The organism is Glycocaulis alkaliphilus, from assembly GCF_004000605.1.
In the GTDB taxonomy this organism is placed as follows: Bacteria; Pseudomonadota; Alphaproteobacteria; order Caulobacterales; family Maricaulaceae; genus Glycocaulis; species Glycocaulis alkaliphilus.
This window is the reverse complement of record NZ_CP018911.1, coordinates 1471900-1495331: the sequence shown is the minus strand read 5'-3', so window position 1 is coordinate 1495331 and position 23432 is coordinate 1471900. Positions and strand designations below refer to the sequence as shown.

At 64.0% G+C, this 23432-nt stretch carries 21 protein-coding genes; 5 read left to right on the top strand and 16 right to left on the bottom strand.

Going from position 1 to position 23432, the window contains the following annotated elements; genetic code table 11:
* Positions 1-388 precede the first annotated feature (388 nt).
* A complete protein-coding gene (gene aqpZ, locus X907_RS07170; RefSeq protein WP_127566641.1) occupies positions 389-1096 on the top strand; it encodes an aquaporin Z in 708 nt (235 codons plus the stop codon).
* A gap of 38 nt (positions 1097-1134) precedes the next feature.
* Here the strand turns inward: aqpZ and X907_RS07165 are convergent, their stop codons facing one another.
* The 6 genes from X907_RS07165 to X907_RS07140 form a co-directional block, all read right to left on the bottom strand.
* Positions 1135-2145: a CPBP family intramembrane glutamic endopeptidase gene (locus tag X907_RS07165; RefSeq protein WP_127566639.1), complete on the bottom strand. Its 1011-nt coding sequence runs from the start codon at positions 2143-2145 to the stop codon at positions 1135-1137.
* A gap of 5 nt (positions 2146-2150) precedes the next feature.
* Positions 2151-3191 carry a hypothetical protein gene (locus tag X907_RS07160; RefSeq protein ID WP_127566637.1) on the bottom strand — a complete coding sequence of 347 codons (1041 nt, stop codon included), beginning with the start codon at positions 3189-3191 and terminating at the stop codon, positions 2151-2153.
* 76 nt (positions 3192-3267) lie between these two features.
* The gene (locus X907_RS07155; RefSeq protein WP_127566635.1) at positions 3268-4113 is read right to left on the bottom strand and encodes a hypothetical protein; all 846 of its coding nucleotides are present in this window, start codon (positions 4111-4113) and stop codon (positions 3268-3270) included.
* Between the two features lie 60 nt (positions 4114-4173).
* On the bottom strand, positions 4174-5274 hold the full coding sequence (locus X907_RS07150) for an energy transducer TonB (RefSeq protein WP_127566633.1): 1101 nt from the start codon (positions 5272-5274) through the stop codon (positions 4174-4176).
* 7 nt (positions 5275-5281) lie between these two features.
* Positions 5282-6001, bottom strand: coding sequence for a hypothetical protein (locus X907_RS07145; RefSeq protein WP_127566631.1), 720 nt, complete (start codon positions 5999-6001; stop codon positions 5282-5284).
* Positions 6002-6051: 50 nt separating this feature from the next.
* Complete coding sequence (locus X907_RS07140) at positions 6052-7161, bottom strand: energy transducer TonB (RefSeq protein ID WP_127566629.1); 1110 nt, start codon at positions 7159-7161, stop codon at positions 6052-6054.
* 150 nt (positions 7162-7311) lie between these two features.
* On the opposite strand from X907_RS07140, the gene trmFO reads away from it, so the two are divergent.
* Together trmFO and X907_RS07130 are read left to right on the top strand one after the other, a co-directional pair.
* Complete coding sequence (gene trmFO, locus X907_RS07135) at positions 7312-8715, top strand: methylenetetrahydrofolate--tRNA-(uracil(54)-C(5))-methyltransferase (FADH(2)-oxidizing) TrmFO (RefSeq protein ID WP_127566627.1); 1404 nt, start codon at positions 7312-7314, stop codon at positions 8713-8715.
* 67 nt (positions 8716-8782) lie between these two features.
* The gene (locus X907_RS07130; RefSeq protein ID WP_170175491.1) at positions 8783-10744 is read left to right on the top strand and encodes a S9 family peptidase; all 1962 of its coding nucleotides are present in this window, start codon (positions 8783-8785) and stop codon (positions 10742-10744) included.
* Here X907_RS07130 and X907_RS07125 read toward each other — a convergent pair.
* Positions 10741-11592 (bottom strand): squalene/phytoene synthase family protein, encoded by an 852-nt coding sequence (locus X907_RS07125; protein ID WP_127566623.1) that lies wholly within the window; start codon positions 11590-11592, stop codon positions 10741-10743. The two genes, X907_RS07130 and X907_RS07125, sit on opposite strands and share 4 nt — an antisense overlap.
* Before the next feature lie 126 nt (positions 11593-11718).
* On the opposite strand from X907_RS07125, the gene X907_RS07120 reads away from it, so the two are divergent.
* The gene (locus X907_RS07120; protein WP_127566621.1) at positions 11719-13032 is read left to right on the top strand and encodes a serine hydrolase domain-containing protein; all 1314 of its coding nucleotides are present in this window, start codon (positions 11719-11721) and stop codon (positions 13030-13032) included.
* Between the two features lie 83 nt (positions 13033-13115).
* Here the strand turns inward: X907_RS07120 and secF are convergent, their stop codons facing one another.
* The 8 genes from secF to serS form a co-directional block, all read right to left on the bottom strand.
* On the bottom strand, positions 13116-14090 hold the full coding sequence (secF, locus tag X907_RS07115) for a protein translocase subunit SecF (protein ID WP_127566619.1): 975 nt from the start codon (positions 14088-14090) through the stop codon (positions 13116-13118).
* A 15-nt stretch (positions 14091-14105) separates the two neighbouring features.
* Positions 14106-15737, bottom strand: coding sequence for a protein translocase subunit SecD (gene secD / locus X907_RS07110; protein ID WP_127566617.1), 1632 nt, complete (start codon positions 15735-15737; stop codon positions 14106-14108).
* Positions 15738-15772: 35 nt separating this feature from the next.
* A complete protein-coding gene (gene yajC / locus X907_RS07105) occupies positions 15773-16156 on the bottom strand; it encodes a preprotein translocase subunit YajC (protein ID WP_127566615.1) in 384 nt (127 codons plus the stop codon).
* Between the two features lie 94 nt (positions 16157-16250).
* Positions 16251-17204 carry a LysM peptidoglycan-binding domain-containing protein gene (locus X907_RS07100; protein ID WP_127566613.1) on the bottom strand — a complete coding sequence of 318 codons (954 nt, stop codon included), beginning with the start codon at positions 17202-17204 and terminating at the stop codon, positions 16251-16253.
* An 88-nt stretch (positions 17205-17292) separates the two neighbouring features.
* Entirely contained in the window at positions 17293-17721 is a 429-nt protein-coding gene (locus tag X907_RS07095; RefSeq protein WP_127566611.1) for a DUF6491 family protein, read from the bottom strand.
* Positions 17722-17814: 93 nt separating this feature from the next.
* Positions 17815-18459: a protein-L-isoaspartate(D-aspartate) O-methyltransferase gene (locus X907_RS07090; RefSeq protein ID WP_127566609.1), complete on the bottom strand. Its 645-nt coding sequence runs from the start codon at positions 18457-18459 to the stop codon at positions 17815-17817.
* Positions 18460-18467: 8 nt separating this feature from the next.
* The gene (surE, locus tag X907_RS07085; protein ID WP_127566607.1) at positions 18468-19283 is read right to left on the bottom strand and encodes a 5'/3'-nucleotidase SurE; all 816 of its coding nucleotides are present in this window, start codon (positions 19281-19283) and stop codon (positions 18468-18470) included.
* Positions 19280-20848: a serine--tRNA ligase gene (gene serS, locus X907_RS14675; RefSeq protein ID WP_127566605.1), complete on the bottom strand. Its 1569-nt coding sequence runs from the start codon at positions 20846-20848 to the stop codon at positions 19280-19282. The genes surE and serS overlap by 4 nt, the downstream gene beginning before the upstream one ends.
* Before the next feature lie 283 nt (positions 20849-21131).
* Here serS and X907_RS07075 point away from each other — a divergent pair, with 283 nt between their 5' ends.
* Positions 21132-22100: a DDE-type integrase/transposase/recombinase gene (locus X907_RS07075; protein ID WP_127566603.1), complete on the top strand. Its 969-nt coding sequence runs from the start codon at positions 21132-21134 to the stop codon at positions 22098-22100.
* Positions 22101-22109: 9 nt separating this feature from the next.
* On the opposite strand, the gene X907_RS07070 is transcribed toward X907_RS07075, so the two are convergent.
* Positions 22110-23420, bottom strand: coding sequence for a class I SAM-dependent RNA methyltransferase (locus tag X907_RS07070; RefSeq protein WP_127566601.1), 1311 nt, complete (start codon positions 23418-23420; stop codon positions 22110-22112).
* Positions 23421-23432 lie beyond the last annotated feature (12 nt).

Sequence of the window (23432 nt, the reverse complement as noted above, 5' to 3'; positions counted from 1 at the left end):
CTCCCGCTATCGCCATAGGCAATCGTGGCGGCATTAATACGGGACCGCAACCCGTAATTGGGCTGGCGATAAAAATATTCCCGCGCAGGACGGAAGCGGACGCCGGGTGAAGCCCCTCAAAAAAAAAGGAGCCGGATCACCGCGCGTCAGGGGTTTCACCCCGCCCACCTTGCGCTTGATGCGGGATAGGCACCGCACGCGCCCAGTTCCTCCTTATCCAGTGCATTGAGTGCGGCGTGGGCCGCCAGAAAGCGCTGAAGAAAGCGGGCTAGGTTTCGCCGCCGATCACCTGATCAATAAAGAAACAGTCCAGATGCATTTCCTGTATAGGCCGACTCATTGACCAATGCCGCGGTCCGGACAGGACAAGGACAACTGGAGACGAGTCATGCCTATAATGAAACGCAGTCTGGCAGAATTTTTCGGTACATTCTGGCTTGTATTTGGCGGGTGCGGCAGCGCCATGTACGCCGCCGCTTTCGGGGATGTCGGCATCGGGCTTCTGGGGGTGTCGCTGGCATTCGGCCTGACCGTTGTGACCATGGCCTACGCCATCGGGCACATTTCCGGCTGCCATCTCAATCCCGCGGTGACGCTTGGGCTGTGGGCTGGCGGGCGCTTCGCGGCACGCGACATTCCGGCCTATATCGCCGCCCAGTTGCTGGGGGCGCTCGTGGCAGCAGCCGCACTCTATTTTATCGCGAGCGGCGCACCAGGCGACGTGGCGGGGCTGGCCTCAAACGGCTTTGCTGAGAGATCGCCGGGCAGCTACAATCTTGTCTCCGGCTTCTCGATCGAGCTGATCCTGACGCTGGGCTTCCTCGTCGTCATTATCGGCGCAACGGATGCCCGCGCTCCGGCGGGGTTTGCGCCGCTGGCCATCGGCCTGTGCCTCACGCTGATCCACCTGATCAGCATTCCGGTCACCAACACCTCGGTAAACCCGGCGCGCAGCACCGGCCCGGCCCTGATGGAATGGCTGGCGCTGGGCGATGGCGGTGCCACCGGGCAGCTCTGGCTGTTCTGGGTTGCCCCGCTTGTTGGCGCCGTGATTGCCGGCTTCGCCTACCGGCACTTCTTCAAGGCTGACAACTAGGTAGCGATGGCCGCGATGCTCCGCGAGGGGCGTCGCGGCTACCCCTTCCTCGCCCGCAGGCGCAGGAAGAGGATGAGGCTGAGCGTGAGGAACACGCCCGGCTGAACGAGAAGATGCGGGCCGACCTCTGTGGCTTCCACACCCGCCATGCCGGTTGCGCGGGCAATCACCTCGGCGAAGAGATCAGATGGCATGCGGTCCGGCTCGCTGGCCTGCATGACCGCCAGCGGTATCAGCGTAGCCGCCGCGTTGAACGTGCCATGGGCGGCGGCGGCGCCCCACACGCCGCGCTCGGCATAGGCGTAGAGCGCGAAGAAAAGCCCCGTCGCGGTGATGCCGAACACGGCCATCAGGCCGTAGGCCACGCCGGACACCATCACATGCAGGTGGAAGGCACCAAAGATCACGCTGGAGGCGATAATGGCTGCCACCGCGCCCCAGCGCGCCGTCAGCGTGCTCATCAGCCAGCCGCGGAAGATCACCTCCTCCGCACCGCCCTGAATGAGGAAGGTGATGATGGCGAACAGCGCAAAGCCTATAAAGGCGCCGCCCGCCAGCACCGCCCAGTCGGCATTTTCCGGCATGGCCATGTCGCGCATGCTTTCGGGCACGGCCTGCGGCGCAAGCGTGGTCAGCGCGGCCATCACCCCGCCCAGCAGGAGGACAAGGCCCACGCCCACGACAAGCCCGCGCAAATAGCGCCCCAGCCAGCCCGTGGCGGTAAAGCCCATCGAGGCCAGCTCACGCCGTTCAAACGCCTTCACCCAGACGATGATCAGCGCCGCCCACAAGGCAAACTGCAATAGAATACCCGGCAACATGACATCGCCGGAGAGCGCAGCAGACGTGTCCCCTTCAGCCGCAGCTTCGAGGCCTCCGGGCGCCCCAGCCATCGCAATGACCGTCAGCACGATCATCGGAATGGACGAGATGACGTAGGTCAGAAACAGGATGAAGGGCGTCGCCCAGCCAAAGGTCCGCCGCGATGCCGGCGCCCACGGGGCGTAGAGCGCCTGCCAGGGCGGCGGCACGAGGGCCTGCTCAGCCATGAGTATCAGCCCTCTGACGGCGCGTTGCCGACCGATTCAGCCGGGGCAGCAAGATCGGTTTCAAACGGGCCATCACCGCTATCATGGCGAACCGCCGTGTATGCGCCGACGCCGTGCCACAGGCCTTCAAACACGATCTGGAAGATCACCTGCGCCAGCAGCATCACGCACAGGGCGATAATGGCTGCCGGGCTGGTGATGAGCCCGGTGATCATCTCGCGGACCTGTTCGGGGTCCGGCTCGGCGCCCGCCATCAGATCACCCCAGTAGGGGGCGATGGCGCCCATCATGCCGCCCATCACGGCGATCTGCTGGACGATGGACAGGACCATGGAGCCGACGAGCGCGATCAGAAGCAGGACGAAATAGGTCAGCACCAGCCAGCCCACGATCCGCTTCGTGGCCGCAAAGGAGTGGAACAGGCGGAAGCCTTTCTGGCGCACGGTGAGCGCCGGACCGGCAGCCAGGCGCACACAGATGATGACGGCCGCGACGGTGAACCCGACCACTGCCGCAAACCAGATGAAACCGTTGAGAAGCGCCGCCCAGAATGCACCATCGGCGGCAGAATTGATCCCCATGGTCACGGCAACGACAATTCCGAAAAAGATGATAGCGGCGACATAGCCGGCGATCACGAGGCCGATCAGGCACAGATTGACCAGGAAGAGCCGTCCCTCATCCGCGCCGAGACGGAAGGGGATACCGCCCGCCACCTCGTTGCGCGTCATCAGGCGCAGCCAGGCGCCTTGCGCCATGAGCGCCACAAGAATGGAAACGATCACGATTACCGGCGACAGGGCCGCCAGCGTGCCCGCAGCAGCAAAGACCTGGGCCGGATCAGGATCGTCCGTCGTGGCAACGAGCTCCAGAACCGACTGGATGGCAGGCAGGCCGAAAACCAGCAGAGCGCCGACAATCACCGCATAGGCGATGATCTGCCAGAGCGCGATCGAGAAGGCACCGCCCGGATTGCGGCCCACACATTTGAAGAACCAGAAGGCTGCGCTGGTGAAATCGTATTTCGTCTCGATCGGAGATGTCATTGTATGTCCCTACCCTGCAACAATTTGGCGGGACACTATCACAGGCCCGTGAGCACGGCACGCTCCAAGGCGTGTTTTACACGCTTTGTGACGTAAATTTCATGTAGAGGCGGGCATGCGTGCCCAGCAGCGGGGTCAGCCCGAAGGCCACCGATCCGCCCACCAGAACGGCGCGCAAAAGGGCGATGCCAAGCGGGTTCAACCCGTCTGCCCGCACGCCCTGTGCGGGGTTATATCCGGTCACGCTTTCCACCAGAAAGGCGAAGGCCACCAGCAGCACGATGCCGGGCAACACCGCCAGCGTGCCGGTAATGAAGCCGCCAAGCCCCCTCCCCTGCAATATCGGCCATGCGGCCAGAAGCTGCACCTTGCCGCGCGCCAGCGTGGCGGGAATGCCGGGCAGCAGGCGGGAGATGAACCAGAGAGCAAAACCGGCGAATACCGCGATCAGAGCAACCGCGATGATCCATTCTGCGGTGCTGAACAGGGCGAAGATATTCACAAAGCCTTCGGGCGGCTCGGTCAGGCCTGTCCGCTCAGCGCCAAGGATTGCCAGCGCGCCCAGCATGAAGGCCAGCATGACAAAGGCGGTGCCCAGCACGGTCAGCACCAGCACCAGCGTCAGCCCTGCCACCAGCACCAGACGCGACACGTCGCGGGCTCGGTCCTGAATGTCTCCCTCGGCCAGCCCCAGCGCCGGGCGCGTGACCAGCACCGCCGCAATCACCCAAGCATGAAAGCCAAGGATGAAAAGCAGGGTAACGCCAATCAGGCCCGGCCCCGCTTCGCCAGTGAGCGAGAAGACCAGCGCTTCAAGCGCGGCGATGGCCGCGCACAGCGCGCTGGCGGCCAGAACGGCGCGGGGATGACGCAATATGAGGGCAAGCCCGTCTTGCAGGGCATCGGCATGGATGAGTTTCATGGCAGCGGGACTTAGCCCGCTCTGCCCGGTCTGCCAAGGATCAGGGTGACGCAGGGGGTGTCACTGCACGCTGAATCTGAAGCTGGTCTCCACACCGGTCCGCCGGACCGCCACGCCTTCTTCAATTCGTGGGTCATAAGTCCAGCGTTCGATGGCGCGAACGCTCTCCCGGTCAAACATGGTGCTATCAGGCACCGAGAACACGACCTGGATGTTTTCCGGCAGGCCCGCCTCACTGACATCAAAGCGCATCACCGTAAGCCCCTGCCGGCCTTGCCTCAGAGCAGCGGCGGGGTAATCCGGCGGGACAGCATTACGAGCGAGGCGGTCGTTGGTGGCTGCGTCAGACTGGTCATCCCGGTTTCGTACCGGAAACACCCCCTGCCGGATCAGCAGGGCAGCAAACAGCGACTCCCCCAGATGCGCGCGGGCCAGTTGTGCCTCGTGCTCTGGCAGGTCGACCTGTATAGCCCATTGCTGAAGATGATCAGCGACAGACGGATGGAGACCAATCCCCCGCGCTGCACCGGCCGCAAAAGCGGCATATCTGAACTCCAGTGCATGGCTACGCCCTTGCAGCATCCGCTCTCCTTCCCGCATGAAATCCTGAACCAGCTGCGGCGCACGCCCTCTCTGGAACGCTTCCCGGCCAGTGCTTGCGGTGAACCCGCCCGGACCCGCTTCCACCGCAACAATGTAGCGCGCCAGATAGGTGAGATCGTCAGACAGGCCGCGCCCTGCCGCAAGCAGCGACCGTGCACGTTCGGCTGCTGCCTGCCGGTCCTCGGCCAGCAAATAGGCGGATGAAGCCAGCGCCAGCACATTAATGTCTGGTGCAACCGCATACACGGCGTCCCACGCCGGACCGGCCGCTTCATACCGGCCCATATCATACAGTAGCTGCGCCCGGTTCTCGGCCAGCGCCGCAAGCGTATCGCCGTCGATACTGGCTGCCACACCAGCCTGCCAGGCGTCCTCGGCATGGGCCGCAGCCGCGTCCAGATCATCAGCTTCAATCGCAGCCATATAGGCGCGATAGGCGTTCATCACGTCGGCAGGAATGGCGTTGGCGGCGGCGCTCAGGCCGAGAGCGGCCAGCATGGCGGTCATGGCTTGAAGCATGAGGCCAGCCCGCTGGTCGATTCGCTGGTTTGCTGTCATCGGGTGATCACTCCTCCCCGGAGCCCGGCTGATCGGCCCGGCAGAGAGGGCCCACCTCCATGCCCAGATCAAAACTCATGGCCGAGCAGGGGCTCAGGACGATTGCACCACCGGGGACAGCATGTACCGACCTGAAGCGGATTTCAAACACGCGGCCCTGGGCCAAGGATGGTGACAGCGCGCCGGCCGGATATTCAAAAATGAGCGGCACGCGGACCGTCGGCCGGCGGCCGCGAACACCCCAGCCCCGTTCCGCATCGTGAGAAAACACCACCACCGCACCAGGCGCGCCGACAGCATTTGCAGCGGCGGGTATAACGGAAGCGCGGGCCTCGTCCCGGCACGGTTGGCTGGTGGCGTCCAGAAACGGCCCACCCCGGATCAGCCTGTCCACACGAAGCCAGCGGCCCGGCGCGGTCATCATGATGTCAATCACCGTCGAATACTGGTCTGGCAACGCGCCGCACACGTCCTCGTGCTGACGCGCCACCCACATCCAGTAGCCGGAGTGAGCGTCTTCCCTGCCGGCGCTGATCACCCGTCCGATGCCTGCAATAAACGCGAGCCCTGCGCCTTCAACACCCAGCCTGCCGTCGTCGGCGGTGCGGGCCGTCAGATAGGCCTCAGCGAGGCGCCCGGCCTCTGCCGCCTGCCCTGCCTCCCACGCCGACATGACGTCCTGCACGGTGACGGCAGGCAGATCCAGCTCGGATTCTGGTGGCGACATCGTCAATGCCGACAGATATAGCGCGATCGAAAATAGCATGGCGGGCTGCCTTATTGGCTGATCTGATAGTCGAAGGACGTCACCACGCCTTCGCGCCTTACGGCCACACCGTTTTCCGTGCGAGGCGTGTACCGCCACCTCTGGACCGCCCGCACCGCCTCTCGGCCGAAGTCGGCATGAGGAATTGACATTGCCACCCGCACATTTTCCGGGCGCCCCTCCTCAGTGACGTCAAACATCACCACGGCAACTCCATTAACACCGCGTTCAAGCATCTGTTGCGGGTATCTTGGATGATCGCGTCGAAGAGGCCGCGCGTCCTCAACACCTTCTTCCTGTGCGCGCTCACGTTCCTGCCGCCCCGGATCGTCAAAATCCAGCAGCGCAGAATTGAACCGCCGCTCATAGAGGGCTTCGCGTTCGGTGTCGGAAAGCAATGACCGCAGGAAGGAAGACCAGCCCCATAACATAAGCCGGTTCTCATCATCAGCCGGAAGCACGGCAGCCAGATCACTCGCTATCGATATGTAGAAGGCCGCGTCCACCCGGTTCCGTCCGAGGATATGGTGTACGGCAGCGATCATCGCCGTGGTCATGGTCGTGCTGTCCACGCTGGCACCGATCTGCTCACGCACCCGCATGGCGCGATCCGCCGCCACGCCTGCCGGACCAAGCTGCCCCTGCGCCCACTCCGATACCGCCTTCACGCGCAGAGCCAGAAAAAGCCGGTTGGATACAGCATCCTGCGGGTAGAGCACGATGGCCGCATCGGCGGCCGTTATTGCCGCAGGAAGATCACGTGCCAGAGCGTACTGGACCGCCGCGCTGACATACGCGCGGGCACGCTCCTCGGCCTCTGCATTGTCCTGCTCCAGCACACCGGCAAGGTCCTGCCAAGCAGCACCGGCACGGGCATGATCGCCGGTCAGCACGTATATCTCCGCGCGGTTTTCGGCGAGCACGGCGAGTGTCTCGGTGTCCACCCCACCCCGCGAAGCGGCCTGCCAGGCGGCCTCCGCATGTGGCACCGCCCCGACCAGATCATTGGCTTCCACCGCGTCCATATAGGCATCAAACGCCGCAAGGACACCGGGCGGAATGGCGTATCCGCCCGCACTGACACACAGCGCGGCCAGCGCCGCGATGATAATTTTCTGCATTACTGCCCCCGTTCAGCCCGCCTTCCCCGGACGCAATCCTTGGATGCAAATCCCGGACGGTCAACACGAAATTTGCCCCCGGCGGAAATTCCGCCTACCCGCCTGCCCTGCCGGTTTGAGCCTGCGCCGTTGCGGCGCTATATCCGCGCCATGACACAAACCCAACCCATACACATCATTGGCGGCGGCATGGCCGGTTCGGAAGCGGCCTGGCAGGCGGCAGAGGCTGGCGCGCACGTGATCCTGCACGAGATGCGCCCGGTACGCCGTACCGAAGCCCACCAGACAGACGGGCTGGCGGAGCTGGTCTGCTCCAATTCCTTCCGTTCCGATGACCATGAGACCAATGCGGTGGGCCTCCTGCACGAGGAGATGCGCCGGGCGAACTCGCTGATCATGGCGATGGGCGATGTGAACCAGGTGCCTGCGGGCGGCGCGCTGGCCGTGGACCGCGAAGCGTTCTCCCGCGCGGTGACGGCGAAGCTGGAAGCGCACCCCAATATCGAGATACGCCGGGAGGAAATCGCCGGGCTGCCGCCTGAAGAGTGGGACAATGTGATCGTGGCAACCGGCCCCCTCACCTCGCCTGCGCTCGCCGAAGCGGTGCATGGGCTGACGGGTGAAGGCGAACTCGCCTTCTTTGACGCCATCGCGCCGATCATCTTTGCCGACAGCATCGATATGGGCGTGGCGTGGAAGCAGTCACGCTATGACAAGGGCGAAACGGAGGAAGACCGCGCCGCCTATATCAACTGCCCGATGGACAAGGACCAGTATCACGCCTTCGTCGAGGCGCTGCTGGCCGGCGACAAGACGGTGTTCCGGGACTGGGAGAAGGACACGCCCTATTTCGAGGCCTGCCTTCCCATCGAGGTGATGGCCGAGCGCGGCATCGAGACGCTGCGCCACGGGCCGATGAAGCCGCGCGGCCTTACCAATGCTCACAAGCCCGACGAGAAGCCCTATGCGGTCGTCCAGCTGCGTCAGGACAATGCCCATGGCACGCTGTTCAACATGGTCGGTTTCCAGACCAAGCTGAAATACGGCGCGCAGAGCGACATTTTCCGCATGATACCGGGGCTGGAGAACGCGCAGTTCGCAAGGCTGGGCGGCATTCACAGGAATACCTTCCTGAACTCGCCAAAGCTGCTGGACCCGGTAATGCGCCTGAAGGCGCGGCCCGCGCTTCGCTTCGCCGGACAGATAACCGGGGTTGAGGGCTATGTTGAAAGCGCGGCCATGGGGCTGCTGGCAGGCCGGTTTGCCGCCGCAGAGCGTCTGGGCCAGCCCGCAACGCCGCCGCCTGCCACCACGGCGCTGGGGGCGCTGCTGATGCATATCACCACCGGCCATGTGCCGGGCCGCAAGGGCGCCTTCCAGCCGATGAATGTCAATTTCGGCCTCTTCCCGGACATGCAGGGGCCGTCCAAGGGGCCGAATGGCGAGCGCCTGCGCGGCGCTGCCAAGGCCCAGGCCAAGAAGCGGCTGATGAGCGCGCGCGCCCTTGCCGATTGTGATGCCTGGCTGGGACAGACGAAACACGCCGCAGAGTAATTGCGCCCTTGTGATCCCCCTCTCAATGCGGAACATTACAAAAAATCCAGCTTTGAGGGGGCCTACCATGTTGAACGTCAGAAGCCTTGCCGCCAGCATCGTGCTGGCAGCCGGAGCATTTTCTGCCCTGCCTGCCGCGACGATGGCGCAGGAACGCGTGCCTGCCGCCGAGTTCGCCCAGCTCGGCGCCATCAGCTCGCCGACGCTGTCGCCTAGCGGCAGCCAGCTTGCCTACCTCTCACGGCGCGATGACCGGGCAGAAATCCGCGTCAGCAATCTGCAGACGGGCGAGACCATTTCGCTGGCTGCCAACGACGTAAGAATTGGCGGCATGTTCTGGGTCGACGAGGACATGCTCGTGATCCGCGGCGGGATAGCAACCCAGCTCGATGCTGTTCGCGGCGTGGTCGATTTCAACCTGCTGATGGCGTTTGATCTGCGTACGCAGGAATTCCGCCGGCTGATACGGCAGGGGCGGCGCATGGCCTTCAACCCGGACACCTCCAACGTGCGCGGCGTCGACCGGGAGAACCGGCGCGTGCTGGTGCAAGTGAGCTCCAACCTAGGCACTCCGGACCTGTATTGGGCCGATGTAGATACAGGGCTTGCCAGCCTTGAAATCGCAGCAGATGCCAATAATGCCGGCTGGATACTGAACCGCAATTTCGAGCCGGTTGCCCGGATCGACCGGGGCAGCGACCGGCGCTACATGACCGTTTCACTGGCCGAGAGCCGGTCGAGGTTCCGCTCCCTGCGTCGGCCGGAAGGGGCCCCGCAGATTACCAGCATTCTCGGATTGAACGCAGACGAGACCGAGCTTCTGGTGACCGTTGACCGTGAAGGGTTCGCCGACACCGTATTGTCCATTCCGCTCGATGGATCAGGCAATGAGACCATAATCTACGAAGATACCCGGTTTGAGATCGGGGGCGCGCGCCGCGATCCCCACTCGCGGGAAGTGATCGGGCTGGTTCTGGCCGAAGAGAATGTCAGCACGCTCTGGTTTGATGAGGAATGGGAGAGCCTGCAGACCGAGCTGGAGGCCGCCCTGGACGCCGATGTGGTGACCATCGCTTCATGGACCGAAGACCGGCGCTCGATGATTATCAGTGCCGATTACAATGACAGACCGTCCCATTTCTTCCTGCTGACAGAAAACGTCAACGGCCAGCTGGAGCTGTCTGCTCCGATGGAAACCAATCCGGTCGTGGCCGGGCTGGAACTGCCGGAACGCCGCTCCATCGAATACACCGCGCGCGATGGCACCACCGTACAGGCCTACATCACCGTTCCCGACACCCCCGGACCGCACCCGGCTGTAGTTCTGCCCCATGGTGGACCGGCGGCGCGCGATTATGGCGGATTTGACCTCTTTGCGCATTTCCTTGCCGATCGCGGTTTTGCGGTTATCCAGCCGAATTTCCGGGGCTCGGACGGGTTCGGCTATAACTGGCGCCGCGCCGGATATGGTGAGTGGGGCCTTGGCATCATGCAGCACGACGTGTCCGATGCCGTTGCTTACGCGATCCAGCAGGGTATTGCCGACAGCGAACGCGTTTGCATCGCCGGGGCGAGTTATGGCGGTTACGCTGCTCTCGCCGGTGCAGTCTACACGCCCGAACTCTATGCCTGCGCCATTTCGATCAACGGCGTCTCCGATCTGCAGGGCATGCTCAACTACACCGCCTCGCGGTCAATCGCAGGCGGCGCGGCGGTACGCTACTGGCGGGAGTCCATGGTAGGCAGCGCCACGTCTGCAGATTCCGGCTATCTGCGCGCCCGCTCGCCCGCAGAAAACGCGGCCCGTGCCGGGGCTGCTGTCCTGCTGCTGCACGGCCGGGACGACAGCGTGGTGCCGATCAATCAGAGCGAGCGCATGGACTCCGCACTGCGCAGTGCGGGCCATCCCGTGACCTTCATTGCCCAGGAGGGGGGCGATCACTGGCTGACCGGGTATCAGGCACGCCTTCAGGTGCTCGAGGAGATGGAGCGCTTCCTGTTTGAGGTGCTAGGTGACCCGGCTGACTAGACCCGGCCTGTAACCGAAGCCCATAGCAGGGCAAGCTGCGCCCCCAGCGGATTATCCGCGGGGGCGTAGTTGTATGGGTCTGCCGGCCGGCGGGCAGCGGCGAGATCGCCCCGCGCCAGCACCGCATAGCCGATGGCGGGAAAAACCGATGCCGGGAGCGCCTTGCGTGAGGCGGAAAGGTCGCGCGCGGCGTGTCGCGCCCGGTCCACCAGCCCTTCACGCGCCTTTATGGCGGTTTCGGGTTGCAAGCCCCGGCGCAGCGTTTCCACACTGGCGCCGCTGGCCTCCAGCTCGTCTTGCGTGACAGGCGGCCGGCCAGCCGCGCACAGCCGGGCAAAATCGCGCAGCAGGCCGGTATATCCCCACAGGCGCCCCGCTGCTGTCAGGGCGCGCTCTGCCCCATCGCCAGGTTGCCAGTCCGGCGCACACAGGCGGGCGCCTGCGCGCATCAGCGTGCCTGCTGTGCGGTCAATGTAAGCGTCACGCTCTGCCGTGTCGGGAAACGCGCCCTCACCCAGATCGGCGTTTCTGGCCTCGACCAGGCCTGCCAGCAGGGCCTCGTCTGGAGCACCTGGCTGGTCACGCAGGGTGGCCAGCGCCTCATAGACCGGATGGCGGCGTACGCGCGGCGGGCGGGCATACAGGTCGGCCAGAGCCTCCCTGGCCCATGCCAGACGCATTTCGCCGATCACAGCCTCGCTTACGCTGGCCGGGATGCGGGCAATCTCTGCATTGAAGGCGTAAACCGCCCACAGATTGGCGCGCACGGGCGCAGGCGCAAACAGGCTGGCCAGATACCGGGCGGGATCCTCGCGGCGAAGCGTATCAGCGAAGGTGTCGGCGCTCATGGTCGGGACAGTTTCCAAAAATACGGCGCCAATCGCAGGAGAGAGGCGTGTTTTGACTTGCCAATACTGCAGCTGCGGGGTGAGCTTCGCGTCACCAGACACCACCCCCTGCTGCGGAGACCCGACATGTATGACGCGCGCTGGCGCCTGACCACCCTTCTGCTGGCTTCCGCGCTGGCGGGATCCCTCGGCCTTGCCGCCTGCAGCCCGCAAACGCAGGCCAGTGCCGATACGGTGAGCGAGTCCATACCCGCCGCGCGCGAGCTTAACGGGCAAGGCCTGGCCGCGCTGGATGCCACGCTGAACCAGTTCGCCGCCGCGCAGGCGCGCTCCGGCTATGTGGCGCTTATCGCGCGCGACGGTGTGGTGCAGCACATCTCCGAGACTGGCTACGCCGATATCGAGGCGGAACGCCCGATGAATGCCGACACGCTGGTGCGCATTGCCTCCATGACCAAGCCCGTTACTGCCGTCGCGGTGATGCAGCTGGTCGAAAATGGCGCGCTGCGGCTCGACCAGCCGCTGGCCGACATCATCCCTGCTTTTGCCGATGCACACGTGGCGGTGTCGGTGATGGCCAATGAAAGCGGTGAGATCGCGACCGTGCCGGCCGCCCGCGCAATCACGATTGAGGACCTCCTCACCCATACATCCGGTATCGGCTATGTGTTTGATTACGAGACGGATCTGGGCCGCCTCTACCTGACCCGCAACGTCTATGAAGACCGCGACATGACGCTGGAGCAGCGCATCGACCATCTGGCCGGACTGCCGCTTTATTTCCAGCCCGGAGAGCGCTGGTATTATAGCTGGTCGAACGACATTCTGGGCCGGGTGGTGGAAGTTGTCTCCGGTCAGGACCTGGAAAGCTATATGCAGTCGCGCATCTTCCGGCCGCTGGGCATGGACAGCACGACATTCTTTCCGGACGAGGCGCTGCATGGGCGCATCGCAACGCTTTACACCCACGACGAGAGCGGGGCGATCCAGGCGCTGCCGTCCAGCCTGGACTATGCGTTTGGCGCCAATGTCGCCGCAGGCGGCGCAGGCCTGTTCTCTACCGCCAATGACTATTTCCGCTTCGCACAGACGCTTGCCAATGGCGGGGAGCTGGAAGGCACACGTATCCTGTCACAGGACGGCGTGAACGCGATGACCCGGGTCCATGTCGGTGCAGACCGCATGCCTGAGAACATGAATGCCGGCAATCTGGGCTTTGGCTACTCGCTGGGCGTTGTCTATGAGGGACAGGGCTCATCGGCGAGCGGCTACCCGGCCGATTTCGGCTGGGGCGGTTATTTCGACACTGATTTCTTTGTCAGCCCGCAAACCGGCGTGGTGGCGCTGATCCTGGCGCAGGAGCAGCCCTCTGCCACAACGCCGCGTGAAGGCGCCAGAGCGATATTCCGCCAGCTCATGCCTGCGGTAATCGCCGAGTAAGCCTGCCACACAGCCTGCAAGCAAAAACCCCGGCGCCAGCGCCGGGGTTTTTCTTTGGTTCAGATGCCTGCTGGCGGGGCCGGTCAGTCCTCGCGGTCCCCGGCATCGCGGCGGACACCTGTCACGGTGAGCAGAGGTGCAGCCACAAAGATCGAGGAATATGTGCCGATGGCCACGCCCCAGATCAGCGCCATCGCAAAGCCTTCCAGAGCCGGACCGCCCATGACCGCCATGGCGATCAGCGCCACCAGCGTGGTGCCGGATGTCAGGATGGTGCGCGACAGCGTGGCGTTGATGGCAAGGTCCAGCACCTCGGCCGTTGGCAGGGATTTATACTTGCGGAACATCTCACGGATGCGATCATAAATGACCACGGTATCGTTCATCGAGTAACCGACTATGGTGAGAATGGCCGCGATGGTCGGCAGGTTGAACTGCAGCTGGGTGACGGAGAAAAAGCCGATCGTGATGATCACGTCATGGGCCAGTGCCAGCACCGCGCCTACCGAGTACTGCCACTCAAAGCGCAGCCAGATATAGACCAGCATCAGGAAGAGCGAGACGAGCACCGCTGTCGCGCCTGCCACCCGCAGCTCGTCGGAAACTTGCGGGCTGATAACCTCCATCCGCTCGAAGCTGACATCAGGTATCGCCTCGACCAGAGCGCCGCGCACCAGTTGCTGCACGGCCTGCTGGGCCTGTGCAGCGTCAAGAGCGTCAAAGCCTTCGAGCGCGTTGATGACCTCAGGGTCGATCTCGCCGACGCGGATGAGGACGTCTTCCTCGGTGCCAAAGCCCTGTACCTGCACATCGCCGGGGACCGCAGCCGTGACCACCTCGCGGATCAGCGCGATGTCGGCTGGTCCCTGCGTGCTGATTTCGATTGCCGTGCCGCCACGAAAATCAATGCCGAGATTGAGGCCCATGGTGAAGAAAGCCGTCACCGACCCCAGCACCATGAAGAGCGAGAGGACAAACGCGCCGACCCGCATGCGGATGAAGCCGAAATTGGTCTCCACCGGCAGGAAGCGTACGAGAGCAAAACTGGAAAGATTCATGGTTTTTTCTCCCGCCTACATCGGCAGGGCTTTGGGTTTGGCAAAACGCAGCCAACCCGCCAGAAGAAGCCGCGAGAACACGAAGGCGGTAAAGACCGAGGTCACGATGCCGATACCCAGCGTGACGGCGAAGCCGCGCACCGGACCGGCGCCCATCATGTAGAGCACGGCCGCCGCGATGAAGGTGGTCACGTTTGCGTCCAGAATGGCCGACAGCGCGTGCTGATAGCCGTTCTCGATGGCGTTGGTCACCGTCCGGCCTGATCGGTATTCCTCGCGGATACGCTCGAAAATCAGCACATTGGCGTCCACCGCCATGCCGATTGTCAGGACGATACCGGCGATGCCCGGCAGGGTCAGCGTCGCCTGCAGCCCCGACAGACCGCCCATCAGGAGACAGATATTGACGATCAGCGCCAGCGTGGATGCGATGCCGAAGAAGCCATAGGCCAGCAGCATGAAGACGATGACGAGGCTGAAGCCGATAATGATCGCGGTCTGGCCGCGTTCAATCGAGTCCTGTCCCAGACCGGCACTGACCGAGCGCTGCTCGACCGGCGTCAGGCGCGCAGGCAGCGCGCCGGCATTGAGCATATTGGCCAGGTCATTCGCGGACTGAACGGTGAAACCGCCATCGATCATGCCTGACCCCTGCATGATGGGCGAGCGGATGCGCGGCGCGGAGATGATGACATCATCGAGGACGATGGCGAAGCGGCGCCCGACATTGGCCGCCGTCGCATCGCCAAAGGCGCGCGCGCCGGAGGTGTTGAAGGTGAAGTTCACCGAAGGCTGGCCGGATTCGTTGAAGCCCTGGCTGGCGCGAACCAGCTGCTCGCCGGTCACCAGCGCACGGCGCTGTACGGCCAGGAAGGGTTCACCCGCTTCTTCGGTCGGCAGAATGATGACGCCGGGCGGTGTACGCCCCTGCCCGTCCGGGCCGGGATCAACATTGGCCTCGACCATGTGGAAGGTCATGCGCGCCGTGGTGCCGACAACGTCGATAATGCGCTGGGGATCGCTCTCGCCCGGCACCTGCACCAGCACACGGTCATCGCCCTGACGGACAATCGTCGGCTCGGTCGTGCCCGTGCCGTCAATACGCCGGCGGATGACTTCCACCGACTGGGTGACGGTGCGGCGCTGGATTTCAGCGAAAGCGGCCTCGGTAATGCCAACGCGGATCGTACGGCCATCCGGATCAGCATCAATGGACAGTGTCTGGTCCATGCTGGCCTGACCGAAGGAGTTCGAGACCGGCTCGTTGATGGCTCTGAGCCGGCGCAGCGCCGCCTCCATGTCGTCCGGGCGAGATAGACGCACGACGACGCGGCCCTCAACCACGGCCGGCGCCGCCGTCAGGATGGCCGGCTGGTTGCGCAATACGGTGCGCACATCATCAGACAGGCGCACAAGGCGCTCTGAACGCACCTCATCCATATCCACCTGGAAAACGAGGTGTGATCCGCCCCGCAGGTCCAGACCCAGATTGAGCGTGTCGCTGGGCAGGACTGTCCACACGCCTTGCGGGCGGCCATCAGGGCCGTAGCGCGTGCTCTCCGGCACAAAATTGGGCAGAAGGAACAGCACCCCGATCAGGATGGCTCCAAGGATGAGGGCGATCTTCCAGCGGGCAAAATAAAGCATGGCGGATTGCAGATAGGGCGCAGCAGCGCTGAGCGCTAGCCGCGCTGTTCCTCATCGCTGTCATCGGCATCGTCTTCGTCGCGGCGCGAACGGGACGGCTCGGTGCGGGCGCGCACTTCAGAAATGGTGTGGCGCACCACTTTCACGCGCACGCCTTGCGCCAGTTCGACGGTCAGTTCGCCATCGGCGACGCGGGTAACCTTGCCGATCAGGCCGCCTGCCGTGACGACTTCATCGCCGCGGCGCAGCGCCTCGACCATTTCGCGATGCTTCTTCACGCGCTGCTGCTGCGGGCGGATCAGCAGGAAGTAGAAGACCACAAAGATCAGCACGAACGGGAAAAGCTGGATCAGCAGCGCACCCATTCCACCACCACCACCGGCGGCAGCAAGCGTCACAGAGTCGAGAAATGCGGGCATGGCGTTGTATCCTTGGATGCAAGGGGAAATTTGCGCGGGACTATATCCACGCGAGCCGCAGGCGCAACTCGCATCCGCTTGTTGTGCTCAGTTATTAGCGACGGGGCAGGTATTGCAGCGGATCGACCGGAGTCACGCCGCGCCGGATCTCGAAATGTACCTGCACGCGGTTTGCCGATCCGGTAGAGCCCGCCTCGGCGATCACCGCGCCGGCCTCCACCTGCTGTCCCACCGAGACCCGCAGTACCGAGTTATGGGCGTAGGCGGTCACCCAGTCGCCATGGCGCAGCAGGACAAGCTCGCCATAGCCCTGCAACTCATTGCCCGCATAGACCACTTCGCCAGCCGCTGCCGCGCGCACCGGCTCACCAACGCTGGCTGCGATCTTGATGCCATCATTGCGGCGGCCGCCGGGCTGGGAGCCGAAATTGGCGATCACCTGCCCGCCATGCGGCCAGCGGAACTGGGGCGCCCCGGCGACCGGCTGCGAGGGAGCGGGCGCAGGCTGCTGCGCCGGAGCGGGCTGTTGGGAAGGCTGTTGCGCGGGTTGCTGGGTTGATGGCTGGGCCGGTCGCGGCGCTGGCGCCGGCGTGGCAGACGCCGTCTGCACGGGCCGCGCATTACCTGACAGCTGCAATTCCTGACCGGGATAGATCGTATAGGGCGGGGCGATACCATTGATCGCCGCCAGCTCCTGCTGGGTCATGCCGTGACTGACCGCGATGCGGTAGAGATTGTCGCCGCGCCGGACCGTGTAGGTGCGCGCGCCGCCCGGCATGACCAGCACCTGGCCGTCACGCAGGGTGTAGGGCGCGGAGATATTGTTCTCGGCGGCGAGATCGAGCCAGCGGACACCGCACCGATCAGCGATACCGCTGAGCGTGTCACCGCGCCGGACAGTATAGCGGCTGCCGCAACTGGCGGCGTCGCTGGAAGCGCCAGACGCCGGTGCAGACGCGCCGCGAATCGGTTCGGGGCGGGACGCGCACGCGCCAAGGGCGGCGCAAAGCACCGCCAAAGCCGCCCAACGAAACGCCTGCGTTATCATCAACCGCCATTCCTGTCCGCACCATAAGGGGTACGGACAGGCATCATGGCGCGGGAGCGTTAATCACGCGTTAGCTACGCGCACGGTGTCAGCGCGATGCGCTGTCACCTTCCCCGGCTTGCGTCAGACGCTCGAACCCACCAAGGCTGCAGCTGCCCGAGAGCATGCCCTGCCCGCCATTATCGATCACATTGACAATCTCGCCGCGGCAGAGCTGGCTGCCGGTTATGGAGTATTGCAGGTAGGTGCTGGAGCTGGCGGCGCGGCTGCACCGGCCATTGACCACATTGAGATACGTGTCGCGATTGCGCATCTCGATCAGGAAATGGCTGTCGTCCAGCGGCTGAATAGACCGCACCTGGGTGAGGTTGACGCAAGTGCGGGTTTCGCCCGTGCGTTCAAACTGGGCCAGCCGCTCGGCGGCCGCGTCCGACATATCCTGTGCCGATACGGCCGACGCCATGCCGAGTGCCGCTGCCGCAGCGGCCATCCCGGTGACAAAATTACGTGGTTTCATGCGGATATCTCCCAAAAAAGACAATCCAGTCCCTCGCGCAAGCATGAACCCTCCCCCGGCGAGGTCAAGTTAGCGTGCGTTCACAATTTCCGCTCACAGGGAGCGGGCGACGCCCTCTACCAGCGGCACGAAGCGCACATCCAGCAGCGCCTCCTCACTGATTTCTCCGCCTTCCAGGCGGTAGCGGTAGAGCGTCTGCACAGGGCCATTATCCACCGGCGCCACGCACACGCCGCCCTCGCGCAGCTGGGCGAGAATGGCATCGGGGCGCGAGGGCGCCGCCGCCGTGATGATGATGCGGTCGAAGGGCGCCTGTTCGGGCCAGCCCTTCGTGCCATCACCAATGCGCGTGACGATATTGGTCAGGCGCAAGCCTTCAAAGCGTTTGACGGCTTCCAGAGAGAGTGTGCGGTAGCGCTCGATCGTGTAGACCCGGCGGCACAGCCTTGCCAGCACGGCGGCCTGATAGCCCGAGCCGGTGCCGACCTCCAGCACCTTGCAGCGGTCGGTGACCTCCAGCGCCTGCGTCATCAGCGCCACGATAAGCGGCTGGGAAATGGTCTGGCCGCAATCAATCGGCAAGGGGCGGTTTTCAAACGCGTGGTCGGCGAAATTCTCCGGCACGAACAGATCGCGCGGTGTGCGCTCTATCGCCGCCAGCACCGCCTTGTCCTTCACGCCCGCATTGCGGAGCGCCATGACCAGCTCGATAACGCGCGTGTCAAAGCCCCCGCTCATGGCCGCCTTCAGCTTTCAACCGGCGCTTCCACCGGACCGCTTAAGTGATCGGCCAGCCGGTCTCGCGTCTCATGGTGGGTCAGATCAAGGTGCAGCGGTGTGATGGAGATGCGGCCTTCGTAGATGGCGCGCAGATCAGTGCCGACCGCCGGAGTCGAAGGGCGTCCCTCAAACCCGATCCAGTAATAGGCCTGCCCGCGCAGATCTTCGCGGCGCACGGTCTTGATATTATGCTGGTCACGCGTGCCTTGCACCGTTACCTCAATCTCGGCCACATCCTCTGGCTCGCGGTCCGGAAAGTTGACGTTCATCACGACATTTTCCGACCAGCGTTCCTCGAGCAGCTTTTTCAGGATGACCGGGCCGAAGGCGCTGGCCGTCTGCCATTTGATCGTGTCGCGCCCGCTAAAGCCATAAGCCTGCGAGAAGGCGATCGAGGGAATGCCCATCTGGCGGCCCTGCATCGCGCCCGCCACCGTGCCGGAAACCGTCACGTCCTCGGCGATGTTCTGGCCGCGATTGACGCCCGACAGTACCAGATCAGGCTCCTTGCCTTCCACGATGTCGTTGATCGCCATCAGCACGCAGTCAGCCGGTGTGCCGGTGACCGCATAGCGCTTGTCGGCCACACGCCGCGCGCGCAGGGGCGAGTTCAGCGACAGCGCACGGCTCATGCCGGACTGCTCCTCGGCAGGCGCCACCACCCAGACATCGTCAGAGATGGATTCGGCAATAGCACGCAGGACTTTCAGCCCCGGCGCGCGGATGCCGTCATCATTGGTGATCAGGATGCGCGGATTATTGCCGGTAAAAAGCTTGCTCATGGGCGCAGCACCTCGATACCGCCCATATAGGGGCGCAGCGCGGCCGGAATCGTCACCGAGCCGTCTTTATTCTGATGATTTTCCAGCACGGCCAGAAGCGCGCGGCCCACGGCCACGCCTGAGCCATTGAGCGTGTGGAGATATTCCGGCTTCTTCTCGCCCTCGCGCTTGAAGCGGGCATCCATACGCCGGGCCTGAAAATCCCCGCAATTGGAGCAGGACGAAATTTCCCGATAGGTGTTCTGGCTGGGAAGCCACACCTCCAGATCGTAGGTCTTGCGTGCGCCAAAGCCCATATCGCCCGCACACAGCAGCATGACCCGGTAGGGCAGCTCCAGAGCACGTAGCACCGCCTCGGCGCAGCCCGTCATACGCTCCAGCTCTTCTTCGCTCTCTTCGGGCTTCACGATGGAGACCAGCTCCACCTTGTAGAACTGGTGCATGCGCATAAGTCCGCGCGTATCGCGCCCCGCCGCGCCCGCCTCAGAGCGGAAACAGGGCGTGTGCGCCGTCAGCCGCATCGGGAAGGCACTTTCAGAATGGATCGCGTCGCGCACCAGATTGGTCAGCGAGACTTCGGCGGTGGGGATGAGCCAGCTACTAGCGTTCTGAGAAGCCGCGAGTTGATCCGCCTCTATCCGAATCTTTTCTGAATTTCTATTCAGAGCCTCCCCACGCTCCGTCAACTCTTCCAATGCGCTTTCGACAATGCTCAAAACAGGCCAGTGTTGATGGGGCACGACATCGTCCGGAGACAAGCCTTCACTGGAAGCCTCTTCACGGATTACCTTTAATTTTGCCAGCATTATATCTGCAATTGATATAATTTCTTCTCTTTTTTTAATGTCGATTTGAGTTTGATATCGAAGGTCAGCCAGACGGATGGATACTGGCGTCTTAACTTCATACAAATCTTCCTTGAATTTCGGCAATTGCCCGGTACCGAACAGCGCCTCGTCGCGGACCAGCAGCGGCACGCTGGTCTCCTGATAGCCATGTTCAAGCGTGTGCATATCGAGCATGAAGGCGGCGAGCGCGCGCTCCAGACGGGCGAGCTGGCCTTTCAGCACCGCAAAGCGGGCGCCGGACATGGCAGCGGCGGCCTCGAAATCGAGCCCGCCAAGCCCCTCACCAATGGCAACATGGTCCTTCGGCTCGAAGCCAAGCTCTTTCGGTTCGCCCCAGCCGCGCACTTCTTCATTGTCGTTTTCGTCTGCGCCTTCAGGCACGTCCTCGAACGGCATGTTGGGCAGCGAGGCGAGCTCGGTGCGCAGCGCCTCATCAGCAGATTTCTGGGCGGCGTCCGCCTCGTCCATCTGGCCTTTGAGGGCATCCACCTCGGCGCGGAGCTGGTTGAACAGCGCGTCATCGCCCTTGGCTTTGGCCTGGCCAATCAGCTTGGACTTCGCATTACGCTCCGTCTCGATCTCCTGCAGGCGCGCGGTGGCTTCGCGGCGCGCCGTATCCAGCGCCAGCAGGCGTGACGCCTCCGGCCCGCGCCCGCGCTTTTTCATGGCGGCGTCGAAGACGTCCGGGTTTTCGCGAATGAAACGTATGTCGTGCATGGGATTTGGCCCGCCGAAAAGTTAGGCCCGCGTGATAGCCGCGCCCGCCGCACACGTCCACCGGGCTTTGGCGGTGGGGGTGAGGATCGGGGGCGGGTTTAATCCGGGTGAGTTACAAAATCTCGTCGTTCCCGCGCAGGCGGGAACCCAGAGCCGCTGGCGACCCACTGAGCGTTATGATCTCTGGACCCCCACCTGCGTGTTTCATCTCGTTTGATTGTTTGGATACCGCTTCGGTGTCTGCGGGTGTAGAGTATGTGCGGTCCAGACTGGGAGGCCGGTGATGGAGTTGCGTCTTCATGCCAATGCCCGCACGACGCCGGCGACACGGCGTTACATCCAGACCTGTGGCAAGCCGGTTGCTGTGCTGTCGGCCGAGCTGGGGGTGTCAGAGACTACGATAAGACGCTGGCGGGCGCGCAGCGAAGTGGCTGACCGCCCGCATGTGCCCCATACGCTGAAGACCTCTATGAGCGGCGTGGAGGAAGCGCTGGCTGTCGAGCTGCGCTGTCATGTGGGCCTGTCGCTGGATGATGCGCTGGAGGTGATGCGGCGCTGTGTGAAGCCGGACCTGTCACGCGCGGCCCTGCACCGCTGCTGGCGCCGTCATGGCATCTCGGCCCGGCCCGTGCAGGCGCGTGCGCGCACCGGCGTGTTCGAGACCGGCCAGCCCGCCGGGTTCATCCATGTCGATGTGAAGCACCTGACACGCCTGAACCGGCAGCCCGCCTATGCCTTCATCGCCATCGACCGGGCCACGCGCTTCGTCCATCTGGACATCTTCAACACGCGCAGCGCAGCCAACGCCGCCGCCTTCTTCGAGCGCTTCCTGGAAAGCTTCCCGCTGAAGGTCCACACCGTCCTGTCCGATAACGGATCAGAGTTCACAGACCGGTTCGCCGTCGACAAGAAGGGCAAGCCCGAAGACCGTCCCAGCGGTACCCATGCCTTCGACCGGGTCTGCGCCGCCCACGGTGTCAAACACCGGCTCACACGCCCCTTCCGTCCGCAGACCAACGGTATGGCAGAACGCTTCAACCGCCGCCTGCAGGAACATCTCGACGCCCACCCGCCAAACGGACGCAATCAGGGCCGCAACTGCTTCGACACGCACGAGCAGCGCAACGCCTATATCCGAAACTTCGTCCAAAACTATAACCGCACACGCCTGCGATGCCTCGGCTATCAAAGCCCGCTCGAAATCCTCAACAATCTCACGGAACACAACACCTGCGTGGGGGTGACGAGATGAAGGGTGAAACTACCCCTTCGTGAACACGGCCGCGCATTCCACATGGGCGGTGTGGACGAACTGGTCCACGGGCGTAACCGGCCCCATCCGGTATCCGGCGCGGACCAGAATGGCGGCGTCACGCGCGAACGTCGCCGGATTGCAGCTGATCGAAACAATCACCGGGATGCCGGATCCGGCGAGCAATGCCATCTGCTCTTTCGCGCCCGCGCGCGGCGGATCGACCACGGCAAATGCTGCGCCCGTCAGCTCGCGGATGGAGAGCGGCTCCAGCGCCAGATCGCGCTGCAGCACGCTCACAGGCTTCAGGCCGGGCGTATGGCGCGCAGCATGGTCCAGCGCGGCCAGCGGCGCGGCCTCCCCCTCTACGGCCCTCACAGGCGCCAGAGAGGCCATGCGCAGCGCGAAGGCGCCCGAACCGGCATAAAGGTCGATCACGCCTCTGGCCTCTTTCGGCGCGGATTTGAGGGCGGTTTTGAGCGCGTCCATGACGATGGCTGCCAGCGCCGCCTCGCCCGCATCGGTCGCCTGCAGGAAGCCGCCGGGCGGCGGAGCTACCTTGGCGCTGCCAAAGCGCACCACCGGGGGCGTGCCTTCCGCGATGAGTTCACTGCCAATGGTCAGGCGCGCCCAGCCCTCGCGCGCCAGCAGCTCCCCGCCCGTCAACCGGTCATCGAGCGTCACCTGGCCTTTACGCGCCACATGCACGTCGAGACCCGGATCAGTTGCGGTGACGGAGATCGTCGCGGTGTCAAACTTTGGTGTGAGAACGGCCATGGCCAGTTCGCGCAAGGCCGGGAAGGATTTGCGGATGCGCGCCTCGGCTATCGGGCAATCATTCGTGTCGGCGATGGCCTGCCCTGCCCGCTCGGTGAACCCAAGCAGCAGGCGGGTGCCCATCTTGCGCGCATGCAGGGCGACCCGGCGGCGGCCCGCGCCGCCCGCATCGACGAGCGGTAATAGCTCAGCCGTCAGCCCCTCGCGCTCCAGCGCATCGGCGACCAGATCACGCTTCCACGCGCGGTAGGCATCACCCTGCCAGTGCTGCAGCGAACAGCCGCCGCACTTTTCTGCGACGGAACAGAAGGGTTCAATGCGTTCATGGGAAGTGGTCAGGCGTTCGCGTATCCTCCCGCGTTCGCCGCGCGCCACGATATCAGCGGTCTCTTCGGGCAGAAGGCCGGGCACAAATACCGATCCGCCGGTTTCCGGATCCGGACAGATGGAATCACCGCGCGCGCCTATGGCACGGGCGGTCACGCGCAGCGTCCGCTCCGGCACGGCCCTCTGGGGCGAAGATGAACGGGAACGGCGCTTCATGGCGGAGCGTTT